The following is a 22,960-nucleotide window of genomic DNA, read 5'->3' as shown; positions in this document are numbered from 1 at the left end:
CCGCACTGAACGCCGAGCCGATGTCCACCAGGCCATCCTCAGCGTGGCCTGCTCAATCATCTGCCTACGCAAGCTCATTCTGAACTGATCTCTTAGTCCGGCGGTTCGGGGGTCGGGTTCCCGGCGGGCACGTCCTCGGACTCCGGCTGCTGCCGGACCTCCCCGCTGTTGGGCGGTTTCGCCGGGACGTCCTCGGTCTGGCCGGGTTCCAGATCCGGGTGCTGCAGCCGGGGGAACTCCGGCGTCAGCGGCGGATCCGGGTCGATGTGGTGCTTCCTGCCCTGTTCCTGTGCCATGACACCGGCCTACCGCATTTCCGCGAAACGTCAACCCGGCTGGCACCGCGGGCACCACACCGTCCCGCGCCCACCGGTCCGCCCGTGGCGCAGCGCCGTCCCGCAGCGGGGGCACGCGCCGGAGGGCTCGTCGCGGTGCCCGGTCAGCCAGGACGCCCTCGGCGGCACCCGCCCGGCCCGCACCGCCGTCCGCAGGGTGGACCGCATCCGCGCGTGCAGCCGGTCCACTTCGGCCGGGGACAACTCCCCCGCCGGCGTCCGCGGGTTCAGCTTCGCGCGCCACAGGATCTCGTCAGCGAGCAGGTTGCCCAGCCCGCTGAGCACGGCCTGGTCGGTCAACGCGGCCTTGAGCTGCCGCCGCGCGGGCAGCAGCTCGCGGAACCGTCCTTTCGGCACCTCCAGTGCGTCCGGCCCGGTACCGGCCAGCAGCTCCTCGAGCCCGGACTCGCCGAGCAGCCGCAGGCCCTGGAGCTTGCGCATGTCCCGGTACCGGAGCTCGCCACCGGCCATGCGGAAGACCACCCTGTCGTGCCGGTGCGGCGGACCGGTCGACAGCGAACCGGTCATGCCGAAGTGCAGCACCAGGGTCTCCGCCCGCCCGCCGACGGGCGCGATCAGCCACTTCCCCAGCCGCCGCGGCGGCTCGAACCGCTGCCCCGTCAGCGACTTGCGCAGCCGCTGCGCGCTCACGCCCCGCAGCACCTGGGCGTCGTGCACCACCACGTCTTCGATCCGCTTCCCGGCGTGTTCGGCGAGGACGCGCCGGAAACCTTCGACATCGGGTAGTTCGGGCACGCTGCCCGGCTTCCACGCCGGCGCGAAGGGCAAACTGGGCAGATGGTGCTTCCGAAGGGCCTCGCCCGCTTCAACCGCGTCGTGACCAACCGCCTGCTCGGCCCGCTCGCCGGCCGGGGCGGCCCGCTGGCCAGGGTCGTGCACCGCGGCCGGCGGTCCGGCCGCGAGTACCGCACCCCGGTCGGCGTCTTCCCCACGCCGACGGGCTACGCCATCCCGCTGACCTACGGCCCGGACACGGACTGGGTGCGCAACGTCCTCGCCGCGGGGACCTGCGAACTCGAGATCGGCGGCGGGGTCGTGAAACTCACCAACCCCCGCGTCGTGCGCGACGAACGGCGCACGGTGGCACCGGCCGCCCAGCGGTTCTTCCTGGCCCTGACGGGGATGACGGAGTTCCTGTACCTCGACCGGGCCTGATCAGCTCAGCATCTCCCGCAGCTGGCCGACCACCTGCACGCGCCGCTCAAGGCCCGGCTCCAGCAGCTGCGCCTGGAGCGTGGTCACCCCGGCTTCGGCGTACGCGGCCAGGCGCTCCTTGACGTACCCGGCGGGCCCGATGAGGGAGATCGCCTCCAGCAGCTCCGCCGGGATCGCCGCGGCGGCCTCGTCCTTCTTGCCGTCCAGGTAGAGGTCCTGGATCTTCTTCGCCTCGGCTTCGTACCCGTAGCGGCACGCCAGCTCGTTGTAGAAGTTCTTGCCGCGCGCGCCCATCCCGCCGACGTAGAGCGCCACCACGGGCCGCACCCAGTCGAGCATGTGCTTGACGTCGTCACCGATCGCGACCGGCACGCCGACCTGCACGTCCAGCTCACCCAGCGCCGGGTCGCGCTTGGCCTTGCCCTCCGCCAGCGAGGCGCCCCACACGTCGGCCGCCTTCTCCGGGTGGAAGAAGATCGGCTCCCAGCCCTCGGCGATCTCCGCGGTCATCGCCACGTTCTTCGGCCCCAGCGAGGCGAGGATGATCGGGATGCGCTCGCGCACGGGCTGGTTGATCAGCTTGAGCGGCTTGCCCAGCCCCGTGCCCTCGTCGGCGGGCAGCGGGATCTTGTAGTACTTGCCCTCGTGCACGACGCGCTCGCGCCGCCACACCTGGCGGCAGATGTCCACGATCTCGCGGGTCCGCCCCAGCGGCGCGTCGTACCGCACGCCGTGGAAACCCTCGATCACCTGCGGCCCGGACGCGCCGATGCCGAGCGAGAACCGGCCACCCGACACGAAGTCCAGCCCCGCGGCCGTCATCGCGGTCAGCGTCGGCGTGCGGGTGTAGATCTGCAGGATCCCCGACGCCAGCTCGACGCGTTCGGTGCGGGCGGCGAGGTAGCCGAGCTGGCTCACCGCGTCGAAGGAGTACGCCTCCGGCACCGACACCAGGTCGAGCCCGGCCTTCTCCAGCTCGACGACGTCGGCCACGCTTTCCGCGAAGCCACCGGCGTAGGAGATCTGCGTCCCGATCCGCATCTGTGCCGCCTTCCGAACTGAGCGCCCGCTTAGCTGCTGGCCACCCTACCGCACGGAGGCGACCCAGTTCCGGACCACGGTGTCGAGCACGGCCAGCGGGAGGATGCCGGAACCGAGCACCGCGTCGTGGAAGTCGCGGATGTCGAACCGCTCCCCCAGCGCCGCCTCGGCTTCCGCCCGCACGCGCTGGATCTCCAGCCTGCCGACCATGTAGGACAGCGCCTGCCCGGGCACCCCGGCGTAGCGGTCGATCTCCAGCTCGATCTCCAGCGGCGCCATCGGCGTGTGCTCACGCAGGTAGTCCACCGCCTGCTGCCTGCTCCACCCCAGCGCGTGCATCCCGGTGTCGACGACGAGCCGCCCGGCGCGCATCGAGTCCTGGGTGAGCATCCCGAAGCGCGAGACGTCGCTGGAGTACAGCCCCATCTCGTCGGCGAGCCGCTCGGCGTAGAGGCCCCAGCCCTCGAGGTAGGAGTTGATCTCGGCGATCTTGGCGAGCAGCGGCGCCCCGGTCAGGTTCATCGCACCGCTGATCTGGAAGTGGTGCCCCGGCACGGCTTCGTGGAACGCGATGGCCTCGCTGGTGTGGCGGAACCGCTCCTCGGCGTGCGAGGTGTTCGCGTAGTAGACGCCCTGGCGCGTGCGGGCGAAGTCGGGCCCGATGTAGTACGCGATGGTGCCGCCGTCGGCCTCCGCCGGCGGCACCGGGCGCACCTCGCACTCCTGCTCCGGCACGGTGCGGAACCACTGCGGCGCCACGGCTTCCGCCTGCCGGATCGCCGAGCGCGCCGCCTCCAGCAGCTCGTCGCCGCTGCCCCAGCGCAACTCCGGGTCGGTGCGCAGCCGCTCGAAGATCTCCGGCAGCTCGGTGGTGCCGAACACGCGCGAGCCCAGCTCCCGGTACTCCTCGGCGAGGGCGTCGATGAGCCGCAACCCGGTCTCGTGCAGTTCCTGCGGGGTGTGGTCCGTGGTGGTGTGGAAGCGGACGAGCCGCGCGTACCGCTGCTCACCGTCCGGCTGCCAGCACAGGCCCGCCTTGTCCTCGGACAGCGCCCGCGGCGCCAGCTCGTCGAGCAGGAACTCCCGGTAGCGCGCGAACGCCGGGCGGACGACGTCGGCCAGCAGCTTCTCCTGGCTGTCCACAAAGGAGTGTCCGGAGAGGCGCAGCGGGTCGTCGTCGGGTGCGTCGAGGTACCGGCCGAGCGCCTCCGCGCCCGCCCGCACCAGGAAACCGGGCAGCGCCGCGTCCCGCTGCCGCTCGATCACGGCGTCCAAATAGGACGGAATGGCGGCGAGCCGGGACACGTACCCCTCGGCCAGCTCGTCCGTCGTCACCGTGAGCACGGGCAGCAGGTTCAGCAACCGCAGCCCCGGCGCCGACAACCCGTCGCTGACGGAGAACTCGACCTCGGCGGCGTCGATGCGGTCCACGGCCGCACGCGCCTGCTGCACGACGAGACCCCGCGTCACGGGATCGCCCTGCGCGGACTCGGCCGCAGCCGCGATGTCGGCGTAGCGCGCCCGGAACCGCTGGTCACTGTCGGCGCTGTAGTCCGGCAGCCGCCCGTGATCCCCTGGCAGGCCCAGTATCGAGGGCGCGGTGGGGTCCTCGGCGAACCACGTCTGGACGAACTCGTCGGCGAGCCGTTCGACCTCGCTCACGCCGCCTGCTCCTCGATCCACGCGCCGACGACGGCGTCCAGCACGGACATCGGCAACGCGCCCCCGCCGAGCACGACGTCGTGGAACGCGCGGATGTCGAACCGGTCGCCCAGCGCCCGCTTCGCCTGCTCGCGGATGCGCAGGATCTCCAGGCGCCCCACCATGTAGGACAGCGCCTGGCCGGGGTAGGCCAGGTAGCGGTCCACCTCGTTGTCGATCTCCACCTGCGGCATCGGGGTGTGCTCGCGCAGGAACGCCACGCCCTGCTCGCGGCTCCAGCCCTTCGCGTGCAGGCCCGTGTCCACGACGAGGCGGCCGGCGCGCATCGAATCCATCGTGAGCATGCCCAGCCGCGTGAGGTCGCTGGAGTACAGCCCCATCTCGTCGGCGAGCCGCTCGGTGTAGAGGCCCCAGCCCTCGGCGTAGGCGTTGAAGTCGCCGATCCGGCGCAGCAGCGGCAGGTCGGTCAGCGTCAGCGCGGTGGAGAGCTGGAAGTGGTGCCCGGGGATGGCCTCGTGGAAGGCGATGACCTCCGAGGTGTGCCGGAACCGCTCGGTGACCTCGTAGGTGTTGGCGAAGTAGGTGCCGGGCCGCGAACCGTCGACGGCGGGCTGCAGGTAGAACGCGGTGGGCGCGCCGGGCGCCTCGGCCGCGGGCACGGCCTGCACGACCCACGGGTGCGGCGGGATGCGGCCGAACCACCGCGGGGACGCCTCTTCCGCACGGGAGATCGCCTCGCGGGCGGAGGTCAGCAGCTCCTCCTCGTCCTTCCAGCGCAGCGCCGGGTCGGTGCGCAGCCGCTCGAAGATCTCCGGCAGCTCCGTCGTGCCGAACACGCGCGAACCGAGTTCGGCGTACTCCTCGGCGAGCTCCTCCATGATCCGCAGGCCGGTCTCGTGCAGGTCGTCGGGCGAACGCTCGGTGGTGGTGTGGGCGCGGGCGAGCGCCGCGTACATGCGCTCGCCGTCGGGCAGCCAGCACAGGCCGCCCTTGTCGGCGGGCCGCCCGTGCTGGACGATCTCGTCGGCCAGCACGTCCCGGTACCGCGCGAACCCCGGGCGCACGACGTTCTCCAGCAGCTCGGCGCGGCGCTTCGCGAAGTCCTCACTCGGTGCGGGCTGGCGCTGCAGCGGGTCGTTCGCCGGGTCGGCGAGGTAGCGGTCGAGGTGCGCGATCGCCGCCCGCACGAGGTGGGCCACCGGCACGCGCCCGGCGGCGACACCGCTGCGGTGCCGCTCGGCCGCCTGCTCCAGGTACGCCGGGATCGCGGCGAGGCGGCCGAGGTGCCGCTCACCCTGCGCCTCGGTGGCGACGCCCAGCATCGGCAGCAGGGTCAGCAGCCCGGCGGCGGGGGCGACGAACATGTCGGTGACCGTGTACTCGGCCGTGTGCGCGCTGATCTTGTCGAGGTAGCCGCGGGCCTGGCTGACCAGCACGTCCCTGGTGGTGCGGTCCTCGGCCGTCTCCGGCTGCAGCGCCAGCGCGCGGCTGACGAAGTCCCGCAGCAGGCCGCGCTGCTGGGCCTCGGCGACCTCGCTCAGGTCGCCGATCCCCTCCCGGTCGGACTCGATGCCGAGCATGGCGGGCCACAGCGGCTCGGCGTCGAACAGCGCTTCCACGAACTCGTCGGCAAGTTTGGTCACCTCGGTCACCGGCACAGGCTACGCCCGGTAGGGAGGAGGTAGCGTTTCCGATCGTGGCCGTGACCGATCCCGTGGACGCCCGCCTGCTCGCCGCGCTGGCCGAGGTGGGCAAGATCGCGGTGCACGAGCTGGCGGCGAAGGTCGGGATGGACCCGCGCGAGGTGGCGTACCGCCTGGTCGCGCTGTCCGGCAGCGGATTACCCCTACTGGTCGGCGTGGAGAGCGATCCGAACGGGCTGCGGGCCGCGCTCGCCGGGACGTGGGCCCCGCCGCCGTACGGCCGGGTCGCCGCACCCCCGCCACCGCCGCCTCCCCCGCCGCCGGTCGATCCGGTGCTGAGCACGTGGGGTCCGCCGCAGACGGCGTCGTGGGCCCGCGGCGACCGGCAGGCCGCGGTCCGGCAGGCGGGCCGCGTCGGTGACGCGCTCGCCGCGACGGGACTGGACGGCGAGCAGCTGACCGTGCGGCTGCTGGAGGTGCAGGACCCCGCGGACTTCCTGTTCGGCGCCGCGGGTTACCGGCTCGAACCGGGTGAGCGGGCGGTCGTCGTGCACACCGAGGTCACCAACCGGGGCGCCGTGCCGTTCGGCGCGCTGCCCGACAACTACCTCGAACTGGTGACCGCGGAAGGCAAGGCGGTCCCGAAGGCGCCGGTGTCACTGACCTCGCGCCCGCCGCACCGCATCGGCGTGCGCCCCGGCGAGACCGTCGGCGGGCACACCGTGTACCTCGTCCCCGAGTCGACGCGCATCGCCGCCGTGCGGTGGAGCCCGCGGCCGGAGCCGGACGAGCGCACGCTCACCTGGTCACTGGACTGAAGCACGCAGGCGGACGCAGCACGCGTCCGGCGCCGGGCAGAGGTACGCGCGCTCGGGCGGCTCCCCCAGACCGGCCAGAAGTCCTTCCGTGAAGCCGAGGTTCATGCCGCAGATCAGTTCGGTGTGGCGCTGGGCGAGGCTGTGGAAGGGGCAGTTGGCGAGCACCAGCTCGCCCCGCTCCGGGCGCGGCTCGTAGCCGTGCTCCTCCAGCACGCGGCGGAGGGCGTCCTCACCGCGGGCCGCGATCTCCCGGCCGAGCGCTTCGCCCGCCGCCCGCGCCCGCGTCCGCAGGACCGGTCCAGGCGGTGCGCCCGAGGCGTCCGCCTCCGCGACGGCGTCCGCGAGCAGCAGGGCGGCGAGTTCGTACTGGCGGTCGGGCAGGGACACGCTCACCTGGTCGCGGGAGCGGCGGTAGAGCTTGGCGGGCCGGCCCGCACCGGGCCCCCTGCGCCCGGTGCGGCGCTCGAAGCTGACTTCGAGCAGCTGTTCGGCCACGAGCCGGTCGAGGTGGAACGCGACCGTGGCGCGGGGCAGGCCGGTCGCCTCCGCCACCTCGTCCCTGCCGACCGGCTCCGGCTGCCGGACGACGTGCTCGTAGAGCTTCCGGCGGGTCGGCTCGTCGAGCGCGGCGACGGCCGAGACGGCGCGGGCGGCCGGGAGCTTGTCCATCCCCTGGACTCTAAAGCACACCGTCGTTGACGAAAACCGGGAAGGCGTTCTAAAGTCAGCGCACCTTGGCGTTAGAAAGGGAATCCCGGGTGACTGTCGAAGAACTGCCCACGGCCGCTGTGACGACGCGGCACCTCAGCGTCGTGCACGACCGCGAGACGGTCGACCTGCCCGCCGCGCGGCGCGCGATCGCGGACCTGCTCGTGGCACTGGGCAAGGACCCGGCGTCCGAGCACCTGGCCGACACCCCGAGGAGGGTCGCGAACGCCTACGCGGAACTGCTCAACCCGCGCGAGTTCCAGCTCACCACGTTCCCCAACGACGAGGGCTACGACGAACTCGTGCTCGCCAAGCGGATCCCGTTCTCGTCCCTGTGCGAACACCACATGTTGCCCTTCCACGGCTTCGCCCACGTCGGCTACCTCCCCGGCGAGCGGATCCTCGGCCTGTCCAAGCTCGCCAGGGTCGTCGAACTGTTCGCCCGTGACCTGCAGGTGCAGGAGCGGCTGACCAAGCAGGTGGCGGACTGGCTGCAGGAGCACCTGGCGCCGCGCGGGGTCGGGGTCGTGATCGAGGCCGAGCACCTGTGCATGTCGCTGCGCGGCGTGCAGGCGACCGGTTCGCGCACGGTGACCTCGGCGCTGCACGGGCTCCTGCGGGAGGACCGTGGCACCCGTCAGGAGTTCTTCGCGCTGACCGGCATCCAGGCCTGACGCTCAGCGCCTGCCGCCGACCGGGTCGTCGAGCCAGTCGTAGATGATCTCCTCGGCACCGGGATTGCCCATGTGCCCAGGGTTCCCGCGCACCAGCGCGAACGGACATTCCATCCGGTTCTGGGCGGAGATCCACTCGGCGTCGAACAGGTGGTGGGCACCGCCACCCTGCGCCACGACGGCGAACAGCCGGCCGGCGTGGGTGTGCGCGGCGCGGAACGCGTAGTAGCCGCCGGTGCTGACCCCTCTGGCGAGGATCTTGCCGGGGTCGAACCCGTACCTGGCAGCGTTCGCGGCCACCCAGTCGAGGACGCTGCTCATCAGCCGGTCCGGTGAGGCCGGTCCGGTAGGCGGCCTTGCCCTTTTCCCAGGCCTCCGGTCCCGCCGTCCATCCGCCACTTGTGCGACCACAGCGCCGAAACCGACTCGTGGTGCGCGAAGGAGGGAAAGCCGCCTGCCGACTGGACGTGGTACGGCGGAACCATCGTGCACCTCACCAACTGAGAAGACCGATACCGAGAGCGAGCACGGCCACGCCCTGCAGGACGGCCCTGGGCACGATGACGCGGTCCCAGTTCCGCTGCAGGATCCGCGCGTCCGCGGGGGTTTCGTGCGCGTCGGCCACCGCGGTGAGCCTGCGGTTGATCGGCGCGCTGACGCGAAGGTAGAGCAGAACCCAGACCACCAGCAGCAGGAACGCCACTCCCGCGGCCACCGCTCCGGCGACACGGCCGTCGACCGCGGCCAGCACCGCCGCGAGGGCCGCGGCGACGACGCCCAGGATCCCCGGCACCGGCATCCGCCGGTCAGCGAAGCGGTGCAGGTTGCCCATGACCGCGGCGAGCGTGGCGTCGTCGACCCGCGCGAGCGCGGACCGCTGGACGAGCGCGCAGAAGACGTCGGTGCCGTAGACGACGCCCGTGCTCAGGACCGCCAGTAGCGCGGCGAGCTGCGAGATCATGCCTGACCGCCGAGCGCGGGCAGGGCGCCGATCCGCTGGAACAGCTGCATCAGGTTCAGCTCGTCCCAGTGCTCGGCGAACATCCCGTCCCGCACGCGCCAGATGTCGATGCTGCGCATCTCGACGGGCCTGCCGGTCGCCGGGATGCCCATCAGCTCACCGTCGTGGGTGCCGCGGTAGACGAACCGGCCCACGACGCGGTCCCCGGAGACGACGAGGTCCTCCATCGTGACGCGCACGTCCGGCAGGCCGGCGAAGAACACGGTCCAGAACCGGCGGTTGGCCTCGCGCCCGTCGGCGACGAAGTCGTTGTGGTTGACGTAGTCCTCGGCGACGAACTCGTCCACCAGGTCCGGGTTGTGGGTGTTGAGCATCTCGACGTAGAGCTCGGCGAGCCGCTGTTCGGTCATGTCGGTCTCCTCGTATGGTTAGCACTGCTAGCGCTAGCAACGCTAACCCGGCGCCGTACGAGCGTCAATAGCACCGCTAGCACTTCTAGCAGTGCTAGGATCAGGTGTGGCCATCGAGGACCGCCGGCACCGCGAGCGCACTGCCCGCCGCCGGCTCATCACGGAGACGGCGCGTTCCCTCGCCGAGCGCGAAGGCTGGGACGCGGTCACCACCCGCAGGTTGTCCACCGAGATCGAGTACAGCCAACCGGTGCTGTACAAGCACTTCGGCTCGATGGAGGACATCGTCGAGGCGGTCGCGCTGGACGGCTTCGGCGAACTCGCCGAGGCGCTGCGCGCGGCACGCGGCGGCACTGGCGCCGACGAGCTCACCCGGGTCGCCGCCGCGTTCAGCGAGTTCGCCGCGAAGAACCCCGCCCTCTACGACGCGATGTTCATCCGGGCCACGCGACTGCGGTTCGCGGCGGACGACACCCCGGCGCCGCTGGTGCGGGCGTTCGGGGAACTACGCGGAGCGGTCGCCACCATCGCGGGCGCGCGCGACGTCGACACCCTCACGGAGGTCATCTGGGCGGCGCTGCACGGGTTGACGATGCTCAGCCGCGGCGACCGGCTCCGCCCGGGCCATGACGCCGAGCGCATCGAGCTCCTCGTCGCCCAGTTCCGGCCTTAGCTCTCGTCGCGCAGCACCCGCAGCGCGTGGGCCAGGTCTTCGGGGTACTCCGCCTCGAACTGGACCCAGCGGCCGTCCGCGGGGTGGGCGAAGCCGAGCGTGCGCGCGTGCAGCCACTGCCGCGTCAGGCCCAGCTTGCGCGCCAGCACCGGGTCCGCCCCGTACGTCAGGTCGCCGACGCACGGGTGCCGCAGCGCCGAGAAGTGCACGCGGATCTGGTGCGTGCGCCCGGTCTCCAGCTTCACGTCCAGCAGCGACGCCGCCCGGAACGCCTCGACCACCTCGTAGTGCGTCACGCTGGGCCGCCCGCCCGCGACCACGGCGAACTTGTAGTCGTGCTTGGGGTGCCGGTCGATCGGCGCGTCGATCGTGCCGCGCGTCGGGTCCGGGTGGCCCTGCACGACGGCGTGGTAGCCCTTCTCGACCGTGCGCTCCTTGAACGCGCGCTTGAGCACCGTGTACGCGTGCTCGCTCTTCGCGACGACCATCACGCCCGTCGTCCCCGCGTCGAGCCGGTGCACCACGCCCTGCCGCTCGGCGGCACCGGACGTGGAGATGCGCAGGCCCGCCGCGGCGAGCCCGCCCACGACCGTCGGCCCGGTCCAGCCCGGGCTGGGGTGCACGGCCACGCCGACCGGCTTCGACACGACCACGATGTCCTCGTCGTCGTGCAGGATCTTCATGCCTTCGACCGGCTCCGCGACGACCTCGACGGGCCGGTCCGGGTCGGGCAGCGTGACCTCCAGCAGCCCGCCCGCGGCGAGCCGCTCCGACTTGCCGACGGCCTTGCCGTCGAGCAGCACCTCGCCGGACTCGGCCAGCTCCGCGACGACCGTGCGCGAGAGCCCGAGCAGCTTCGCCAGCCCCGCGTCCACGCGCATCCCGTCGAGCCCGTCCGGGACGGGCAGCATCCGCGTGCTCACTTCTTGCCCCGCCTCGTGCCGTCGTAGTCGCGCCCCAGCAGCGACAGCAGCACGATCAGCACCCCGCCGACGCAGATGCACGAGTCCGCGACGTTGAACACCGGCCACACCTCGGCGTTCGGCGCGAAGACCGAGATGAAGTCCACGACGTGGCCGCGCAGCGGGCCGGGCGCGCGGAAGATCCGGTCCACCAGGTTGCCCAGCGCGCCCGCCAGCACGAGCCCGAGCCCGATCGCCCAGCCCGGCGAGCGCAGCCGCCCGGCGAACCAGATCAGCGTCACGACGACCCCGATCGCGACGATCGCCAGCACCCACGTCAGCCCGGTGGCCATCGAGAACGCGGCCCCGGAGTTGCGCACGAGCTGCAGGTACACCAGGCCGCCGAGCACGCGCACCGGCGCGTGACCCTCCAAAGTGGACACCACAACGGCCTTGGTGGCGATGTCGAGCGCCAGCGCGGCCACCGCCACGCAGGCCAGCAGCACCACGCGGCGCTTGGGCGGGGCGGACGGGGCCGGCTCTGCCTCCGGCTGCGACTGGTGTTCGGTGCTCACGCCGCCATTGTCCTCCCGGCACTGACCAGCACGGCCAGCGCCCCGGCCAGCGCCACCGCCCCCGGCACGAGCAGGCCGAGCGGGCTGCCGGTCAGCCCCACGGCGGCCAGCAGGAACCCGGCCACGACCACGGCCAGCACGACACTGCGGTGCAGCCACGCGAGCGCGGCCAGGCCCAGCGCCGCCGTCACCGGGTCGACCAGCTCGGCCCTGAGCGCGGCCCCGAGCGCGTAGGCCGCGAGCGGCAGGCACACCAGGCACGTCCGCAGCGCGACCCGGCTCCCCGGCCGCACCACCGCCCAGGCACCGGCACACAACCCGAGCAGACCGAGCGGAGCACCGATCGCCGCCGCGAGCACCTGCCCGTCGGCCGACCGCGTGGCGGCGGCCAGCCCGGTCGACAACGCGATCACCGCGAGCCCCGCCACGCCGGTCAGCACGACGCGGCCCGGCGACCCGATCCGCCGCCGGTACCAGACGAGCGCGCTGAGGAAGGCGACCGCGACCGCCAGCTGCCACGGCGTCCCCCACCGCCACGCGCTGGGCAGCGTGGGCGGCGTCAGCAGGAACTGCTGGTACGGCACCCCGACCAGGTACTGCTGCTGCCGCACCGGGTGGAACCCCTGGAGGGAGGTGTAGGCGAACCAGGGCCGCGGCGAGCGCAGCTCCCACGCGGTCGCCGCCAGCAACGCGAACCCCAGCAGGGCCGGTGGGAACCACGCGGCCCGACGTTCCCCAGTCATCGGGGCGAGGGTACTCAGCGCAGGAAGGACGGCACCGCACGCGGGTCCGGTGTCGGGGCCCAGCGACCGTCCGGCTTCCCGTAGGTCCACCTGGCGCCGCGGGCGGTGATCTGCCGCAGCGCGAGCGCCAGGCGGTCGACGTGCTCGGCGGTCGTGCCGAGGCCGAGGCTCACCCGCAGCGCCGCCTGCCCGCCGGTCAGCCGCCGGGTCGCGATGTGCGCGCAGAACGCGCCGTCGCGGACGCCGATGCCGTACTCGGCGGACAACACGGCCGCGAGCCAGCCCGGCTCGTACCCCTCGACCACGAAACTCACCGTGCCCACGCGGTCACCGTCGTCGTCGAACAGCCGCAGCTCCGAAAGCCCCGGCACGGCGGCGAGCCCCCGCCGCAGGCGCCCGAGCAGCTCCTCCTCGTGCGCGGTCACCGCGGACCAGTCGGCCGAGAGCTGCTCGCACGCGACACCGAGCGCGTACACGCCGACGGTGTTGGGCGATCCGGCCTCGTGCCGCTCCTCGCCGCTGTGCCACACCACGCCGCCCTCGGTGACGTTCTTCGTCGCGCCGCCGCCCGCGAGGTACGGGGCCGCGGCCCGCAGCCAGTCCGCCCGTCCGACGAGCGCACCGGCGCCGAACGGCGCGTACAGCTTGTGCCCGGACACCGCGACGTAGTCGACGTCCAGCTCCCGCAGCGAAATCCGGCGGTGCGGCGCGAGCTGGGCGCCGTCGAGCGCGATGCGTGCGCCGTGCTTCCGCGCCACGGCGGCGATTTCCCGCACCGGGAGCAGTTCTCCGGTGACGTTGGACGCCCCGGTCAGCACGACCAGCCGCGGCCCCTCCGGGCACTCCGCGAGCGCACTGTCCACAGCGGACACCGCGGCGAGCCGCGTGCGCGGGGTGGCGATGCGGCGCACGTTCGGCCCGCGCCACGGCAGCAGCGCCGCGTGGTGCTCGGTGTCGAACAGCACCACGGAGGTGTGCCGCGGCACGGCGCGCGCCAGCAGGTTCAGCGAGTCCGTGGTGTTGCGCGTGAAGATCACCGCGTCGGAGGAGCGGGCGTCCACGAAGCGCCGCAGGGCATCCCGGGCACGCTCGTAGACCTTTGTGGACACCTGCGAGGCGAAACCCGCGCCGCGGTGCACACTCGCGTACCACGGCAGGAACTCGTCCACCGCGTCACGGACCGCGGCCAGGCACGGCGCGCTCGCGGCGTGGTCCAGGTTGGCGTACTCGACGGTTTCCCCGGTCACCAGCGGCACGCGGGTGTTCAGGGTGGCCGGCACGGTGGTGCGGACGACGGGGTCGAGTGCGAGAGTCATGACGCCTCCTCGGCGGGTCCAGGACCCACGAGGGGCCCGCGCTTGCCCACCGCACCGCGCGGCGGGCCAGGTCCTCACCCGGGGCACCCCACCGCGGTCGGAGGGTTGCCGGCCAGCAAGCCGGGGCTACGCGCTGGCACTCATGACCTACGCCGACACTCTAGCCGACGGTTTCCACTCCGATCAACGCCCCGTCTCCCCGCGCCAGCGGGCCAGCGGGCCCGCCCGGTCCACGGCCCGCAGCCGCTGCTCCGCGTGCTGCAGCGCGGATTCCGTCGCCACGACCAGCAACTGGTCGCCCTCCTGCAGCCTGCTGTCGCGTTGCGGCGTGAAACTGGTGCCGTCCCGCACGATCAGGCTCAGCGAAGCGCCCGGCGGCAGCCGCAGCTCGTTGAGGTACACGCCGTGCAGCCGGGAACCGGGCTGGACGCGCACCTGCAGCAACGCCGCGTCCAGCTCGTCGAGTGGCGCGGCGTCGACCTCGATCTCCTTCGGCTCGGCGCCGCCGGTGAGCCCGAGGACCTTCGCGACCGGGACGAGCGCCGTGCCCTGCACCAGCGTCAGCACGATCACCAGCACGAACACGGCGTCCACCAGCCGCTCCGCGCCGGGCAGCCCGGTGGCGAGCGGGATCATCGCGAGCACGATCGGCACCGCCCCGCGCAACCCGGCCCACGCCAGGAACACCTGTTCGCGCCACGGCACCCGGAACGGCAGCTGTGACAGCAGCACCGACAGCGGCCGCGCGACGACCAGCACGACCGCACCCGCCACGAGCCCCGGCACCACGGCGTCGAGCAGCCGCTCCGGCGAGGCGAACAGGCCCAGCAGCACGAACAGCCCGATCTGCGCGAGCCAGCCCATGCCCTCCGCGAACGACAGGGTGTCCGAGCGGTGCGGCAGCCGGGCGTTGCCCAGCACCAGCGCGGCGACGTACGTGGCCAGCAGTCCCGAGGCGTGCGCGAACTGCCCCGAGGCGTACGCGACGACGCACACCGCGACCGTCGCCAGCGGGTACAGGCCGGTGGCGGGCAGCGCGGCCCGCCGCAGCGCCCACCCGCCGGCCAGCCCGAGCACCGCGCCGATCGCCAGGCCCGCGAGCAGCTCGTACCCCACGAGCAGCGGCAGCGTCCAGTCCACGCGCGTGCTTTCCGCCAGCACCACCACGACGATGTACACCGGGGCGTCGTTGATACCGGATTCCAGCTCCAGCGCCCCGGCGAGACGGCGCGGGATGCCCGCGCTGCGCAGCACCGAGAACACCGCGGCCGAGTCGGTGGACGCGAGCACCGCGCCCCACAGCAGCGCCATCCGCCAGTCCAGGCCCAGCAGCCAGTGCAGTGCGGCGCCGGTGATCGCGATGCTCAGCCCGACGGCCACTGTGGACAGTGTGATGCCCTGCCACAGCGCGGGCCGCACCGAGGACCAGCGGGTGGTCAGCCCGCCCTCGGTGAGGATCAGCACCAGCGCGGCGAGGCCGAGCGACTGGGTGAGCGAGGCGTCGGAGAACTGGATGCCGAATCCGGCCTCGCCCAGCAGCACGCCGAACCCGAGGTAGATCAACAGCGACGGCAGCCCGACCCTGGTGGACAGCCGGACGGCGAGCACGGCCGCGAGCAGCACGGCCGCGCCCAGCCCCAGCACGACCGGCAGTTCCGCCACCGCCACCTCCCCTCCGCGCACCCAAGGGTATAGAACCGCCGGAAAAACCCGTGGACCGGCGCGGACCCGCCGGGGATGCTGAGCCGGTGCTCGTCGTCTTCTCCCCGTCGCCGCGGGGTGCGCTCACGCTGCTGCACCGCGACGACGGCGTGACACTGGAAATGCGGTCGTACGACCGGAAGTCGCGGGTGCCGCACGACCTGGCACACGCGGTGACCGAACGCGAACTGGGCTGGCGCACCGGCGTGTTCGGCTGCCTGGCCGCCGGGGCGCTGTTCTCCTCGGTGCGCGTGCTCGACGGCCGCCAGCGGTACGACGCGCGGGAGCGCGGCAGGCGGCTGATCGCCGGGCACGCGCGGGACATCGGGGTCGCCGAACTGCTGGCGTGGGTGGTGCACGAGGCCGTCGAACACGGCACGGGGAACCCGTTCCTCGCCGCGCGCGACGCCTGGGGCACGCTGCGTGAGGACCCTTTTCCTTACGACGAAACGGATTTACAGCGGGCCACCAGTACCCTGCGAAGGCTTGGCGACGCGTGGCTGAACCTGCCGCCGGGTGACGGCCTGCGGTTCTCGTGGCCGCGCCGGCTCACCGCGCCCGCAGTGCCGCCAGCACGTCCTCGACCCCGGCGGGTGCCGCGGCGAGTTCGATGACCTTGTCGCGGCCGCGTTCCCCTTGCACCACAAGGACATCGCGGCTGCGGACGCCGAGCTCGCGGGCCAGCACCTTCCGCACGGCCTCGTTCGCCCTGCCTTCGATGGCGGGCGCCCGCACCGACACGACGAGCGCGCCCGCGTGTTCCCCGCCGACGGCGTCCCGCTTCGCCCCGGGCTTCACCCGGATCTCGAAGCGGGTCACGCCAGCACCTCCGGCTCGACACCCAGCCGCACGAACGGTTCCGCCACGCACACCCGCACCGCGCGGTGCGACTCCCGCAGCACCCAGCCCGCGGCGGTGGCACGCGCCAGCAACGCCGCCGGCACGGCACCGCCGAAGTGGTCGCGCCGCTCGGTCCAGTCGAGGCAGTCCCGCAGCAACGGCCGCCGCCCGCGGGAGGGCACCACGACGTCCAGCTCGGCCAGCACGTCCCGGCCGCGGCCGGTGAGCGTCAGCCCGTCCCCCAGGTCCACCAGCCCGGCCCGCACCATGCCGTCGCGCAGCGCCACGCCGAGCCTGCCCGCCAGGTGGTCGTAGCAGGTGCGCGCGAACGCCAGCCGCCGCACGCGCACGGACTCCTTCAGCCCGCGCACCGGGCGGTGCGACGCGTGCTGCGCGAGGTGCTCGATCAGCTCGGCGACCCGCGGACCGGCCAGCCGCACGTAGCTGTGCCGCCCCTGCTTCGCGCTGGTCACGAACCCGCTCTCCCGCAGGCGTGTCACGTGCTCGCTGGCGGTCGAAGGCCCGACTTCGGCCGCCGTGGCCAGCTCCCCCACGGTCCACGCCCGCCCGTCGAGCAGGGCGAGGCACATCGCCGCCCGGCTCGGCTCCGCGAGCACGGCGGCGACTTCGGCGAGCCCGACCGTCTGCACGAGGACCACGGTAACCCCGCGACGTGTCGGCGCCGGCCGAAACGTCCCGCTCCTAGCGTCGGGACCATGAACAAGCGGTGGGCGCTCCTGTCCCTGTGCCTGGGCCTGTTCCTGGCCCAGACCGACACGACGGCGGTCAACCTCGCGCTGCCCGCGATCGGCGCGGGCCTGCACGGTTCCCTGGTGCACCTGCAGGAGGTGGTGGACGCCTACAACGTCGCGTTCGCGGCGCTGCTGCTGACCGGCGGCACGCTCGGCGACCGGTTCGGCAGGAGACGGCTGTTCCGCACCGGCACGGCGGTCTTCGTCGCGGGCTCCGTGCTGTGCGCGCTCGCGCCCACCATGCCGCTGCTCGTCGCGGCGCGGGCCGTGCAGGGCGCCGGTGCCGCGCTCGCGATCCCGCAGAGCCTGGCGCTGCTCGCCGTGACGTTCCCCGGGCACCGCGAGCGGCACCGCGCGATGGGCGCGTGGTCCACGGTCACCGGCGTCGCGCTCGCGTCCGGCCCCGTGCTGGGCGGGTTCCTCGTCGAGCACGCGGGCTGGCCCGCCATCTTCTGGCTCAACCTGCCGATCGGCCTGGCGGCGCTCGCGCTCAGCCTGGCGGTGCCGGAGTCGGCCGACCGCCATCCGCGCGGGCTGGACCTGCCGGGTCAGCTGCTGGCGGTGGTGTTCCTCGGTGTGCTGACGTTCGCGGTGGTGCACACCGACCTCGCCGCCGGGGTGGCCGGAGTGCTCGCGGCCGTGGCGTTCCTGCTGGTGGAGCGCAGGAAGCAGGCGATGCTGCCGCTGCACCTGCTCCGGCGCGGGCCCCTGCCCGCCGCCTCGTCGGTCGCGTTCTGCATGACCTTCGCCATGTACGGCTTCCTGCTGCTGGCCGGGCTGTACCTGCAGCACGACCGCGGGGCGGGTGCGCTGCTCGCCGGGCTGGAGCTGCTGCCCATGCCGCTGCTCGTGGTGGTGGGTTCGCCGCTGACCGCCCGGCTGGTGACCCGCTTCGGCCCGCGCCCCGCGATGATCGGCGGCATGGCGCTGATCGGCCTCGGGCTCGGCGCGTTCGCGCTCGCCGGGCCCGGCATCCCCCTGCCCTGGCTGGAACTGGTGTTCGCGGTGCTGGGCGCGGGGCTGGCGCTGAACGCGGGACCGGTGGTCGGCGTCGCGGTCGCCGCCGTGCCGCCCGACCGCGCCGGGCTGGCCGCGGGCGTGGTGAACCTCGCCAGGCTTTCGGGTGCCGCGTTCGGCGTCGCCGTCCTCGGTGCCGTCCTGGCCGCGGCCGGGCTGCGGATGGCGCTGGCCGCCGGAGCGCTCGTCGGGGTGGCCGGTGCCGTCCTCGCCTGGCGCGGGGTTCAGAGCCCGCCGAGGAAGGCCGCCGAGGTGGCCACGGCGGGCTTCGACGAGTTGGCGCCCAACAACAGCACCGAGAACGCCACGTCGTCGCGGTAACCGGCGAACCAGCCGTTGGCCTGGGTCCCGTCCCCGAACTGGGCGGTCCCCGTCTTGCCGTACACCTTGCCGCTCCCGGCCAGCCCGGTCGCCGTGCCGCCGGTGACGACCTCGCGCATCATCGACCGCAGCGCCGACAGCACCGCACCCGGCGGCGCGTCGTACCCCGTGGTCACGGTCGTCTGCTGCCCGCGCACCAACTGCGGCGTCACGGCCTTGCCCGCCGCGACGGTGGCCGTCATCAGCGCCAGGCCGAACGGGCTCGCCTGCACGGTGCCCTGCCCGATCGCGGACTCCACCTGCTCGGCGTCACTACCCGAGGCGACGACCTTGCCCGCCTCCGTCGTCAGCCCCGGGATGTCGAAATCCGCGTTCAGGCCGAACTGGCCCGCCGCCTTCGCCAGCGCGTCCTTCGGCAGCTGCGACGCCAGCTGCGCGAACGTCGTGTTGCACGAATGCGCGAACGCCGAATGCAGCGGCAACGACGGCAGCGAGAACTCGTCGTCGTTCGGGATCGTCCGCTGGCCCAGCTTCACCGTGCCCGGGCAGTCCACGACGCTGTTCGCGTCCACGCCTCCCGCTTCGAGCGCCGCGGCGGCGGTCACGATCTTGAACGTCGACCCCGGCGCGTACTGCCCGGTCAGCGCGTTGCCGTCGGTCACGCGCGCGTTCTGCGCCACCGCCAGGACGTCCCCGGTGGAGGGCTGGATGGCGACCAGCATCGCCGGCCCGGCGGTCGCGTCCACCGCCGCCTGCGCGGCGGCCTGCGCCTTGCCGCTCAACGACACCTGCACGGGCGTGGTGTCGGCCTTGCCCTCCTGGTACAGCGTCTGCTCCCCGGCGTTCGGGCGGACCCGCACGACCGACCACGCCTTGCCCCCGCCGCCGCGCAGCCGCTGGACCGACGGCAGCACGAGCGGCGCGGCCTTCGGGTCCATCGCGTTGCCGTCGCGGTCGCTGACCGGCGGGCCACCCGCGCCGTTGCGCACCTCCAGCCGGTCACCCTGCCCCAGGTCGGGGTGCACGGCGGCGGGTGTGAAGTGGACGCGCCAGCCGGAGTCGTCGTGCTTCAGCGGCAGCGTCACGTCGTAGTTCCACACCCGTGAGTTCCCGAGGTTCCACCGGACGTGCACGAGCGCGGACTCGCCCTGGACCTGCCCGAGCGTGGCGGTCAGCTTCTCCGCCGCGAGGCTCTGCCGGACGGCGAGCAACGTGGTGCGCGCGGTGGCCACGTCGTCGGTCAGCGCGGCGGCGGCGTCGGGATCGGCCAACCACGCCGCCAGGTACCGCGTCACCACGTCCCCGGCGTCCTGCCCGGAGGACGAGGACGCCGAGGCGGGGGTCTTGCCGGAGCCGCCACGCAGCACCACGAACGCCGCCACGACGATCGCGACCACCACCACGGCGCCCCCGGCGAGCACCCACCTCTTCGCGTTTCGCGACACGACCGGTTCCCCCAGCTTCTCCCGCTTGCCGGTCAATCGATCACGAAGCGCTGTTCGTTACCGCCTTGCGCACCAGGACCCGGACCTTGACCCCTTCGCCCACGGTGCCCTCGGAGCCGCCTTCGACCGGCCCGTAAGCCACCGAGACCGCCAGCGTTTCGCCCGCCAGGAACTCCTCGTGCTCCTTCGCGGCCGCGACGACGTCCTCCGGTGCGTCCACGGTCAGCTCGATCCGGTCCGCCACGTCGAGCCCGGCGTCACGGCGCGCCTGCTGCACGACGCGGATCAGGTCCCGCGCGAGGCCTTCCGCCGCCAGCTCCGGGGTGACGTCGGTGTCCAGCAGCACCAGACCCGAGCCCTCCGGCAGCTCGGACGCCGCACCCCGGTCCTTCGCGACGAGACGCCGCTCGTACTCGTTGTCCAGCAGCTCGATCCCGGCCGCGACGACGGCACCCTCCGGCGAGGTCGTCCACTCCCCCGCCTTGACGGCCTTGATCACCTTCTGCACGTCCTTGCCCAGCCGCGGCCCGGCCGCGCGGGCGTTGACCGCGACCTCGAACCCGCCGTGCGCGGCGACGTCGGTGGTCAGCTCCACCGCCTTGACGTTCACCTCGTCGGCGATCAGGTCGGTGAAGTCCCGCAACGACTCCGCGTCCTCGGCCGCCACGAGCAGCTTCGCCAGCGGCAGCCGCACCCGCAGCTTGTTCGCCTTGCGCAGCGACAACGCCGACGAGCACACCTGGCGCACGCGGTCCATGGCCCGCACCAGCGACACGTCCGCGGGCAGCTCGTCCACCAGCGGCCAGTCGGTCAGGTGCACCGAACGGCCGCCGGTCAGCCCGCGCCACACCGCCTCCGTGGTCAGCGGCAGCAGCGGCGCGACCGTCCGGCAGGTCACCTCCAGCACGGTGTGCAGCGTGTCGATCGCGTCCTGCTCCCCGGCCCAGAACCGGTCACGCGAGCGGCGCACGTACCAGTTCGTCAGCACTTCGAGGAACTCACGCACGCGCTGGCACGCACCCGCGATGTCGCAGACGTCCAAACCGGACTGGACGTCGGTGACCAGTTCGTTGGTCTTGGCCAGGATGTAGCGGTCGAGCACATGCTTGGAGTCCGTGCGCCAGTGGCCTTCCACGCCCTCGGCGTTGGCGTACAACGCGAGGAAGTAGTACGAGTTCCACAGCGGCAGCACGGCCTGGCGCACCGAGTCGCGGATGCCCTTGTCGGTGACGATCAGGTTGCCGCCACGCAGGATCGGGCTCGCCATCAGGTACCAGCGCATCGCGTCGGAACCGTCGCGGTCGAAGACCTCGTTGACGTCCGGGTAGTTCCGCAGCGACTTCGACATCTTCTGCCCGTCGGAGCCGAGCACGATGCCGTGCGAGACGCACATGTTGAACGCCGGCCGGTCGAACAACGCCGTCGCCAGCACATGCAGCACGTAGAACCAGCCGCGGGTCTGCCCGATGTACTCGACGATGAAGTCGCTCGGGTAGTGGTGCTCGAACCAGTCGGCGTTCTCGAACGGGTAGTGCACCTGGGCGTACGGCATCGAGCCCGAGTCGAACCACACGTCGAACACGTCCGGGATGCGGCGCATCGTGGACACGCCGCTCGGGTCGTCCGGGTTGGGCCGCGTCAGCTCGTCGATGTACGGGCGGTGCAGGTCCTTCGGCCGCACGCCGAAGTCGCGCTCCAGCTCGTCGAGCGAGCCGTACACGTCGACGCGCGGGAACTCGGGGTTGTCCGAGACCCACACCGGGATCGGCGTGCCCCAGTACCGGTTGCGCGAGACCGACCAGTCACGCGCCCCCTCCAGCCACTTGCCGAACTGGCCGTCCTTGACGTGCTCGGGGTACCAGGTGATCTGCTGGTTCAGCTCGACCATCCGGTCGCGGAACTCGGTGACCTTGACGAACCACGACGACACGGCGCGGTAGATCAGCGGGTTGCGGCAGCGCCAGCAGTGCGGGTACGAGTGCTCGTAGGTCTCGTGCCGCAGCAGGACCGCGCCCTGCCGGGCGGCGGAACCGGTGCCGTTCTTCAGGTCCCGGATGATGTTCGGGTTCGCCTCGAACACCTGCTGGCCCTGGTAGTCGGGCACGGTGGCGTCGAAGCGGCCCTTCGCATCGACCGGGGTGACCGGCGTGATGCCGGCCTCGTCCGCGACGGCCTTGTCGTCCTCACCGTAGGCGGGCGACATGTGCACCACGCCGGTGCCGTTGTCGGTGGTGACGAAGTCCGCGAGCAGCACCTGGTGGGAGTTCTCGTTGCCCAGGAAGTACGGGAACGGCGGCTCGTACCGCAGGCCCTGCAGCGCGCTGCCCTTGTAGCGCGCCACGACCGTCGGCTCCTCGCCCAGCTCACGCGCGTACGCGGCGACGCGCGCCTCGGCGAGCAGGAACCGCTTCCCGTCGGCCTCGACGACGACGTAGTCCACGTCGGGGTGCACGGCGGTCGCCTGGTTCGACGGCAGCGTCCACGGGGTCGTCGTCCAGATCAGCAGGTACGTGCCGTCGAGGTCGTTCCCGTTGCCCGACAGGCGGAACCCGACCGTGACCGCCGGGTCCTGGCGGTTGGAGTAGACATCGTCGTCCATCCGCAGCTCGTGGTTGGACAGCGGCGTCTCGTCGCGCCAGCAGTACGGCAGGACGCGGTAGCCCTCGTAGACCAGGCCCTTGTCCCACAGCTGCTTGAACGCCCAGATGACCGACTCCATGTAGGACAGGTCGAGCGTCTTGTAGTCGTGCTCGAAGTCCACCCACCGGGCCTGCCGGGTGACGTACTCCTGCCACTCGTTCGTGTAGCGCAGCACGGATTCGCGGCACGCCTTGTTGAACTCGGCGATGCCCATCGCGTCGATCTGCGACTTGTCGGTGATGCCCAGCTGCCGCTCGGCCTCCAGCTCGGCGGGCAGGCCGTGGGTGTCCCAGCCGAAGCGGCGCTCGACGCGCTTGCCGCGCATGGTCTGGTACCGCGGCACGATGTCCTTGACGTACCCGGTCAGCAGGTGGCCGTAGTGCGGCAGCCCGTTCGCGAAGGGCGGGCCGTCGTAGAAGACGTACTCGTTCGAGCCGTGGACCCCGGCTTCGCGGTTGTCGATGGTCGCACGGAAGGTCCGGTCGGACTCCCAGTAGGCCAGCACGTCCTTTTCCAGCTGCGGGAAGGACGGCTGGGACTCGACCTGGCCCTGGGTCTGCTCCCCCAGCTGTGCCTTGGGGTACATCGGCGCGCTCCTCGCGGTGTT

At 72.6% G+C, this 22,960-nt stretch carries 24 protein-coding genes and 1 riboswitch; of the genes, 6 read left to right on the top strand and 18 right to left on the bottom strand.

The genetic code is table 11. The annotated features are described in order from the left end of the window. Positions 1-92 precede the first annotated feature (92 nt). Both BMZ92_RS34755 and BMZ92_RS34750 read right to left on the bottom strand, forming a co-directional pair. Positions 93-296 carry a hypothetical protein gene (locus BMZ92_RS34755; protein ID WP_091516621.1) on the bottom strand — a complete coding sequence of 68 codons (204 nt, stop codon included), beginning with the start codon at positions 294-296 and terminating at the stop codon, positions 93-95. A gap of 30 nt (positions 297-326) precedes the next feature. Then, complete coding sequence (locus tag BMZ92_RS34750) at positions 327-1,091, bottom strand: Fpg/Nei family DNA glycosylase (RefSeq protein WP_091516643.1); 765 nt, start codon at positions 1,089-1,091, stop codon at positions 327-329. A gap of 42 nt (positions 1,092-1,133) precedes the next feature. On the opposite strand from BMZ92_RS34750, the gene BMZ92_RS34745 reads away from it, so the two are divergent. After that, positions 1,134-1,511 carry a nitroreductase family deazaflavin-dependent oxidoreductase gene (locus BMZ92_RS34745; RefSeq protein ID WP_091516618.1) on the top strand — a complete coding sequence of 126 codons (378 nt, stop codon included), beginning with the start codon at positions 1,134-1,136 and terminating at the stop codon, positions 1,509-1,511. Here BMZ92_RS34745 and BMZ92_RS34740 read toward each other — a convergent pair whose 3' ends face one another. The 3 genes from BMZ92_RS34740 to BMZ92_RS34730 are packed head-to-tail and all read right to left on the bottom strand — an operon-like array spanning position 1,512 to position 5,866. Next, positions 1,512-2,552 carry an LLM class F420-dependent oxidoreductase gene (locus tag BMZ92_RS34740; RefSeq protein ID WP_091516617.1) on the bottom strand — a complete coding sequence of 347 codons (1,041 nt, stop codon included), beginning with the start codon at positions 2,550-2,552 and terminating at the stop codon, positions 1,512-1,514. It lies immediately after the preceding gene. Positions 2,553-2,597: 45 nt separating this feature from the next. Continuing rightward, positions 2,598-4,214, bottom strand: a complete 1,617-nt coding sequence (locus BMZ92_RS34735) for a DUF885 domain-containing protein (RefSeq protein WP_091516615.1) — start codon at positions 4,212-4,214, stop codon at positions 2,598-2,600. Further along, entirely contained in the window at positions 4,211-5,866 is a 1,656-nt protein-coding gene (locus BMZ92_RS34730) for a DUF885 domain-containing protein (RefSeq protein ID WP_245783431.1), read from the bottom strand. Before BMZ92_RS34730 ends, BMZ92_RS34735 begins: the two co-directional genes overlap by 4 nt. 44 nt (positions 5,867-5,910) lie before the next feature. Between BMZ92_RS34730 and BMZ92_RS34725 the strand changes: the two genes are divergently transcribed. Beyond that, on the top strand, positions 5,911-6,675 hold the full coding sequence (locus BMZ92_RS34725) for an AsnC family protein (RefSeq protein ID WP_091516613.1): 765 nt from the start codon (positions 5,911-5,913) through the stop codon (positions 6,673-6,675). Here BMZ92_RS34725 and BMZ92_RS34720 read toward each other — a convergent pair. Next, on the bottom strand, positions 6,664-7,344 hold the full coding sequence (locus BMZ92_RS34720; RefSeq protein ID WP_091516610.1) for a helix-turn-helix transcriptional regulator: 681 nt from the start codon (positions 7,342-7,344) through the stop codon (positions 6,664-6,666). The genes BMZ92_RS34725 and BMZ92_RS34720 overlap by 12 nt on opposite strands. Positions 7,345-7,433: 89 nt before the next feature. Between BMZ92_RS34720 and folE the strand changes: the two genes are divergently transcribed. After that, positions 7,434-8,057 carry a GTP cyclohydrolase I FolE gene (folE, locus tag BMZ92_RS34715; protein ID WP_091516607.1) on the top strand — a complete coding sequence of 208 codons (624 nt, stop codon included), beginning with the start codon at positions 7,434-7,436 and terminating at the stop codon, positions 8,055-8,057. Positions 8,058-8,060: 3 nt separating this feature from the next. Here folE and BMZ92_RS34710 read toward each other — a convergent pair whose 3' ends face one another. The 3 genes from BMZ92_RS34710 to BMZ92_RS34700 all read right to left on the bottom strand — a co-directional run bounded on the left by BMZ92_RS34710 (position 8,061) and on the right by BMZ92_RS34700 (position 9,428). Beyond that, positions 8,061-8,378: a hypothetical protein gene (locus tag BMZ92_RS34710; RefSeq protein WP_091516604.1), complete on the bottom strand. Its 318-nt coding sequence runs from the start codon at positions 8,376-8,378 to the stop codon at positions 8,061-8,063. 172 nt (positions 8,379-8,550) lie between these two features. Beyond that, positions 8,551-9,018, bottom strand: coding sequence for a DUF1772 domain-containing protein (locus tag BMZ92_RS34705; RefSeq protein ID WP_091516602.1), 468 nt, complete (start codon positions 9,016-9,018; stop codon positions 8,551-8,553). Then, positions 9,015-9,428 (bottom strand): ester cyclase, encoded by a 414-nt coding sequence (locus tag BMZ92_RS34700; RefSeq protein ID WP_091516599.1) that lies wholly within the window; start codon positions 9,426-9,428, stop codon positions 9,015-9,017. Before BMZ92_RS34700 ends, BMZ92_RS34705 begins: the two co-directional genes overlap by 4 nt. Before the next feature lie 106 nt (positions 9,429-9,534). Here BMZ92_RS34700 and BMZ92_RS34695 point away from each other — a divergent pair, with 106 nt between their 5' ends. Further along, positions 9,535-10,101, top strand: coding sequence for a TetR/AcrR family transcriptional regulator (locus BMZ92_RS34695; protein ID WP_091516597.1), 567 nt, complete (start codon positions 9,535-9,537; stop codon positions 10,099-10,101). On the opposite strand, the gene BMZ92_RS34690 is transcribed toward BMZ92_RS34695, so the two are convergent. From BMZ92_RS34690 to BMZ92_RS34670, 5 genes are all read right to left on the bottom strand, one after another. Further along, the gene (locus BMZ92_RS34690; protein ID WP_091516595.1) at positions 10,098-11,024 is read right to left on the bottom strand and encodes an RluA family pseudouridine synthase; all 927 of its coding nucleotides are present in this window, start codon (positions 11,022-11,024) and stop codon (positions 10,098-10,100) included. The two genes, BMZ92_RS34695 and BMZ92_RS34690, sit on opposite strands and share 4 nt — an antisense overlap. Then, positions 11,021-11,578 (bottom strand): signal peptidase II, encoded by a 558-nt coding sequence (gene lspA, locus BMZ92_RS34685; RefSeq protein WP_091516592.1) that lies wholly within the window; start codon positions 11,576-11,578, stop codon positions 11,021-11,023. The genes BMZ92_RS34690 and lspA overlap by 4 nt, the downstream gene beginning before the upstream one ends. Further along, entirely contained in the window at positions 11,575-12,321 is a 747-nt protein-coding gene (locus BMZ92_RS34680) for a hypothetical protein (protein ID WP_091516590.1), read from the bottom strand. The genes lspA and BMZ92_RS34680 overlap by 4 nt, the downstream gene beginning before the upstream one ends. 14 nt (positions 12,322-12,335) lie before the next feature. Continuing rightward, positions 12,336-13,637: an aminotransferase class V-fold PLP-dependent enzyme gene (locus BMZ92_RS34675; RefSeq protein ID WP_091516587.1), complete on the bottom strand. Its 1,302-nt coding sequence runs from the start codon at positions 13,635-13,637 to the stop codon at positions 12,336-12,338. 33 nt (positions 13,638-13,670) lie between these two features. Continuing rightward, positions 13,671-13,785, bottom strand: a riboswitch (SAM riboswitch). A 35-nt stretch (positions 13,786-13,820) separates the two neighbouring features. Further along, a complete protein-coding gene (locus tag BMZ92_RS34670) occupies positions 13,821-15,299 on the bottom strand; it encodes a potassium/proton antiporter (RefSeq protein WP_091516638.1) in 1,479 nt (492 codons plus the stop codon). Between the two features lie 50 nt (positions 15,300-15,349). Between BMZ92_RS34670 and BMZ92_RS34665 the strand changes: the two genes are divergently transcribed. Next, entirely contained in the window at positions 15,350-15,952 is a 603-nt protein-coding gene (locus BMZ92_RS34665; protein ID WP_091516585.1) for a hypothetical protein, read from the top strand. On the opposite strand, the gene BMZ92_RS34660 is transcribed toward BMZ92_RS34665, so the two are convergent. Beyond that, positions 15,888-16,157, bottom strand: a complete 270-nt coding sequence (locus BMZ92_RS34660; RefSeq protein ID WP_091516582.1) for a DUF167 domain-containing protein — start codon at positions 16,155-16,157, stop codon at positions 15,888-15,890. The two genes, BMZ92_RS34665 and BMZ92_RS34660, sit on opposite strands and share 65 nt — an antisense overlap. Beyond that, the gene (locus BMZ92_RS34655) at positions 16,154-16,828 is read right to left on the bottom strand and encodes an ArsR/SmtB family transcription factor (RefSeq protein WP_091516636.1); all 675 of its coding nucleotides are present in this window, start codon (positions 16,826-16,828) and stop codon (positions 16,154-16,156) included. Before BMZ92_RS34655 ends, BMZ92_RS34660 begins: the two co-directional genes overlap by 4 nt. A 66-nt stretch (positions 16,829-16,894) precedes the next feature. On the opposite strand from BMZ92_RS34655, the gene BMZ92_RS34650 reads away from it, so the two are divergent. Further along, positions 16,895-18,268 carry an MFS transporter gene (locus tag BMZ92_RS34650; RefSeq protein WP_091516579.1) on the top strand — a complete coding sequence of 458 codons (1,374 nt, stop codon included), beginning with the start codon at positions 16,895-16,897 and terminating at the stop codon, positions 18,266-18,268. Here BMZ92_RS34650 and BMZ92_RS34645 read toward each other — a convergent pair. Beyond that, entirely contained in the window at positions 18,172-19,713 is a 1,542-nt protein-coding gene (locus tag BMZ92_RS34645; protein ID WP_245783430.1) for a penicillin-binding transpeptidase domain-containing protein, read from the bottom strand. The two genes, BMZ92_RS34650 and BMZ92_RS34645, sit on opposite strands and share 97 nt — an antisense overlap. A gap of 40 nt (positions 19,714-19,753) precedes the next feature. Next, positions 19,754-22,939 (bottom strand): isoleucine--tRNA ligase, encoded by a 3,186-nt coding sequence (gene ileS / locus BMZ92_RS34640; protein ID WP_091516576.1) that lies wholly within the window; start codon positions 22,937-22,939, stop codon positions 19,754-19,756. Between the last annotated feature and the right edge of the window lie 21 nt (positions 22,940-22,960).

The sequence above is a fragment of the Amycolatopsis sacchari genome (assembly GCF_900114035.1).
Taxonomy (GTDB): Bacteria; Actinomycetota; Actinomycetes; order Mycobacteriales; family Pseudonocardiaceae; genus Amycolatopsis_E; species Amycolatopsis_E sacchari.
This window is presented reverse-complemented; position numbering and strand designations above follow the sequence as displayed.

What these genes read in the sequence shown, in the direction of transcription:
- BMZ92_RS34720 (WP_091516610.1), bottom strand. Translation starts at nt 7,344, where the DNA reads ATGGACAAGCTCCCGGCCGCCCGCGCCGTCTCGGCCGTCGCCGCGCTC.
- BMZ92_RS34705 (WP_091516602.1), bottom strand. Translation starts at nt 9,018, where the DNA reads ATGATCTCGCAGCTCGCCGCGCTACTGGCGGTCCTGAGCACGGGCGTC.
- BMZ92_RS34740 (WP_091516617.1), bottom strand. Translation starts at nt 2,552, where the DNA reads ATGCGGATCGGGACGCAGATCTCCTACGCCGGTGGCTTCGCGGAAAGC.
- BMZ92_RS34755 (WP_091516621.1), bottom strand. Translation starts at nt 296, where the DNA reads ATGGCACAGGAACAGGGCAGGAAGCACCACATCGACCCGGATCCGCCG.
- BMZ92_RS34650 (WP_091516579.1), top strand. Translation starts at nt 16,895, where the DNA reads ATGAACAAGCGGTGGGCGCTCCTGTCCCTGTGCCTGGGCCTGTTCCTG.
- BMZ92_RS34745 (WP_091516618.1), top strand. Translation starts at nt 1,134, where the DNA reads ATGGTGCTTCCGAAGGGCCTCGCCCGCTTCAACCGCGTCGTGACCAAC.
- ileS (WP_091516576.1), bottom strand. Translation starts at nt 22,939, where the DNA reads ATGTACCCCAAGGCACAGCTGGGGGAGCAGACCCAGGGCCAGGTCGAG.
- BMZ92_RS34680 (WP_091516590.1), bottom strand. Translation starts at nt 12,321, where the DNA reads ATGACTGGGGAACGTCGGGCCGCGTGGTTCCCACCGGCCCTGCTGGGG.
- BMZ92_RS34700 (WP_091516599.1), bottom strand. Translation starts at nt 9,428, where the DNA reads ATGACCGAACAGCGGCTCGCCGAGCTCTACGTCGAGATGCTCAACACC.
- BMZ92_RS34675 (WP_091516587.1), bottom strand. Translation starts at nt 13,637, where the DNA reads ATGACTCTCGCACTCGACCCCGTCGTCCGCACCACCGTGCCGGCCACC.
- BMZ92_RS34710 (WP_091516604.1), bottom strand. Translation starts at nt 8,378, where the DNA reads ATGAGCAGCGTCCTCGACTGGGTGGCCGCGAACGCTGCCAGGTACGGG.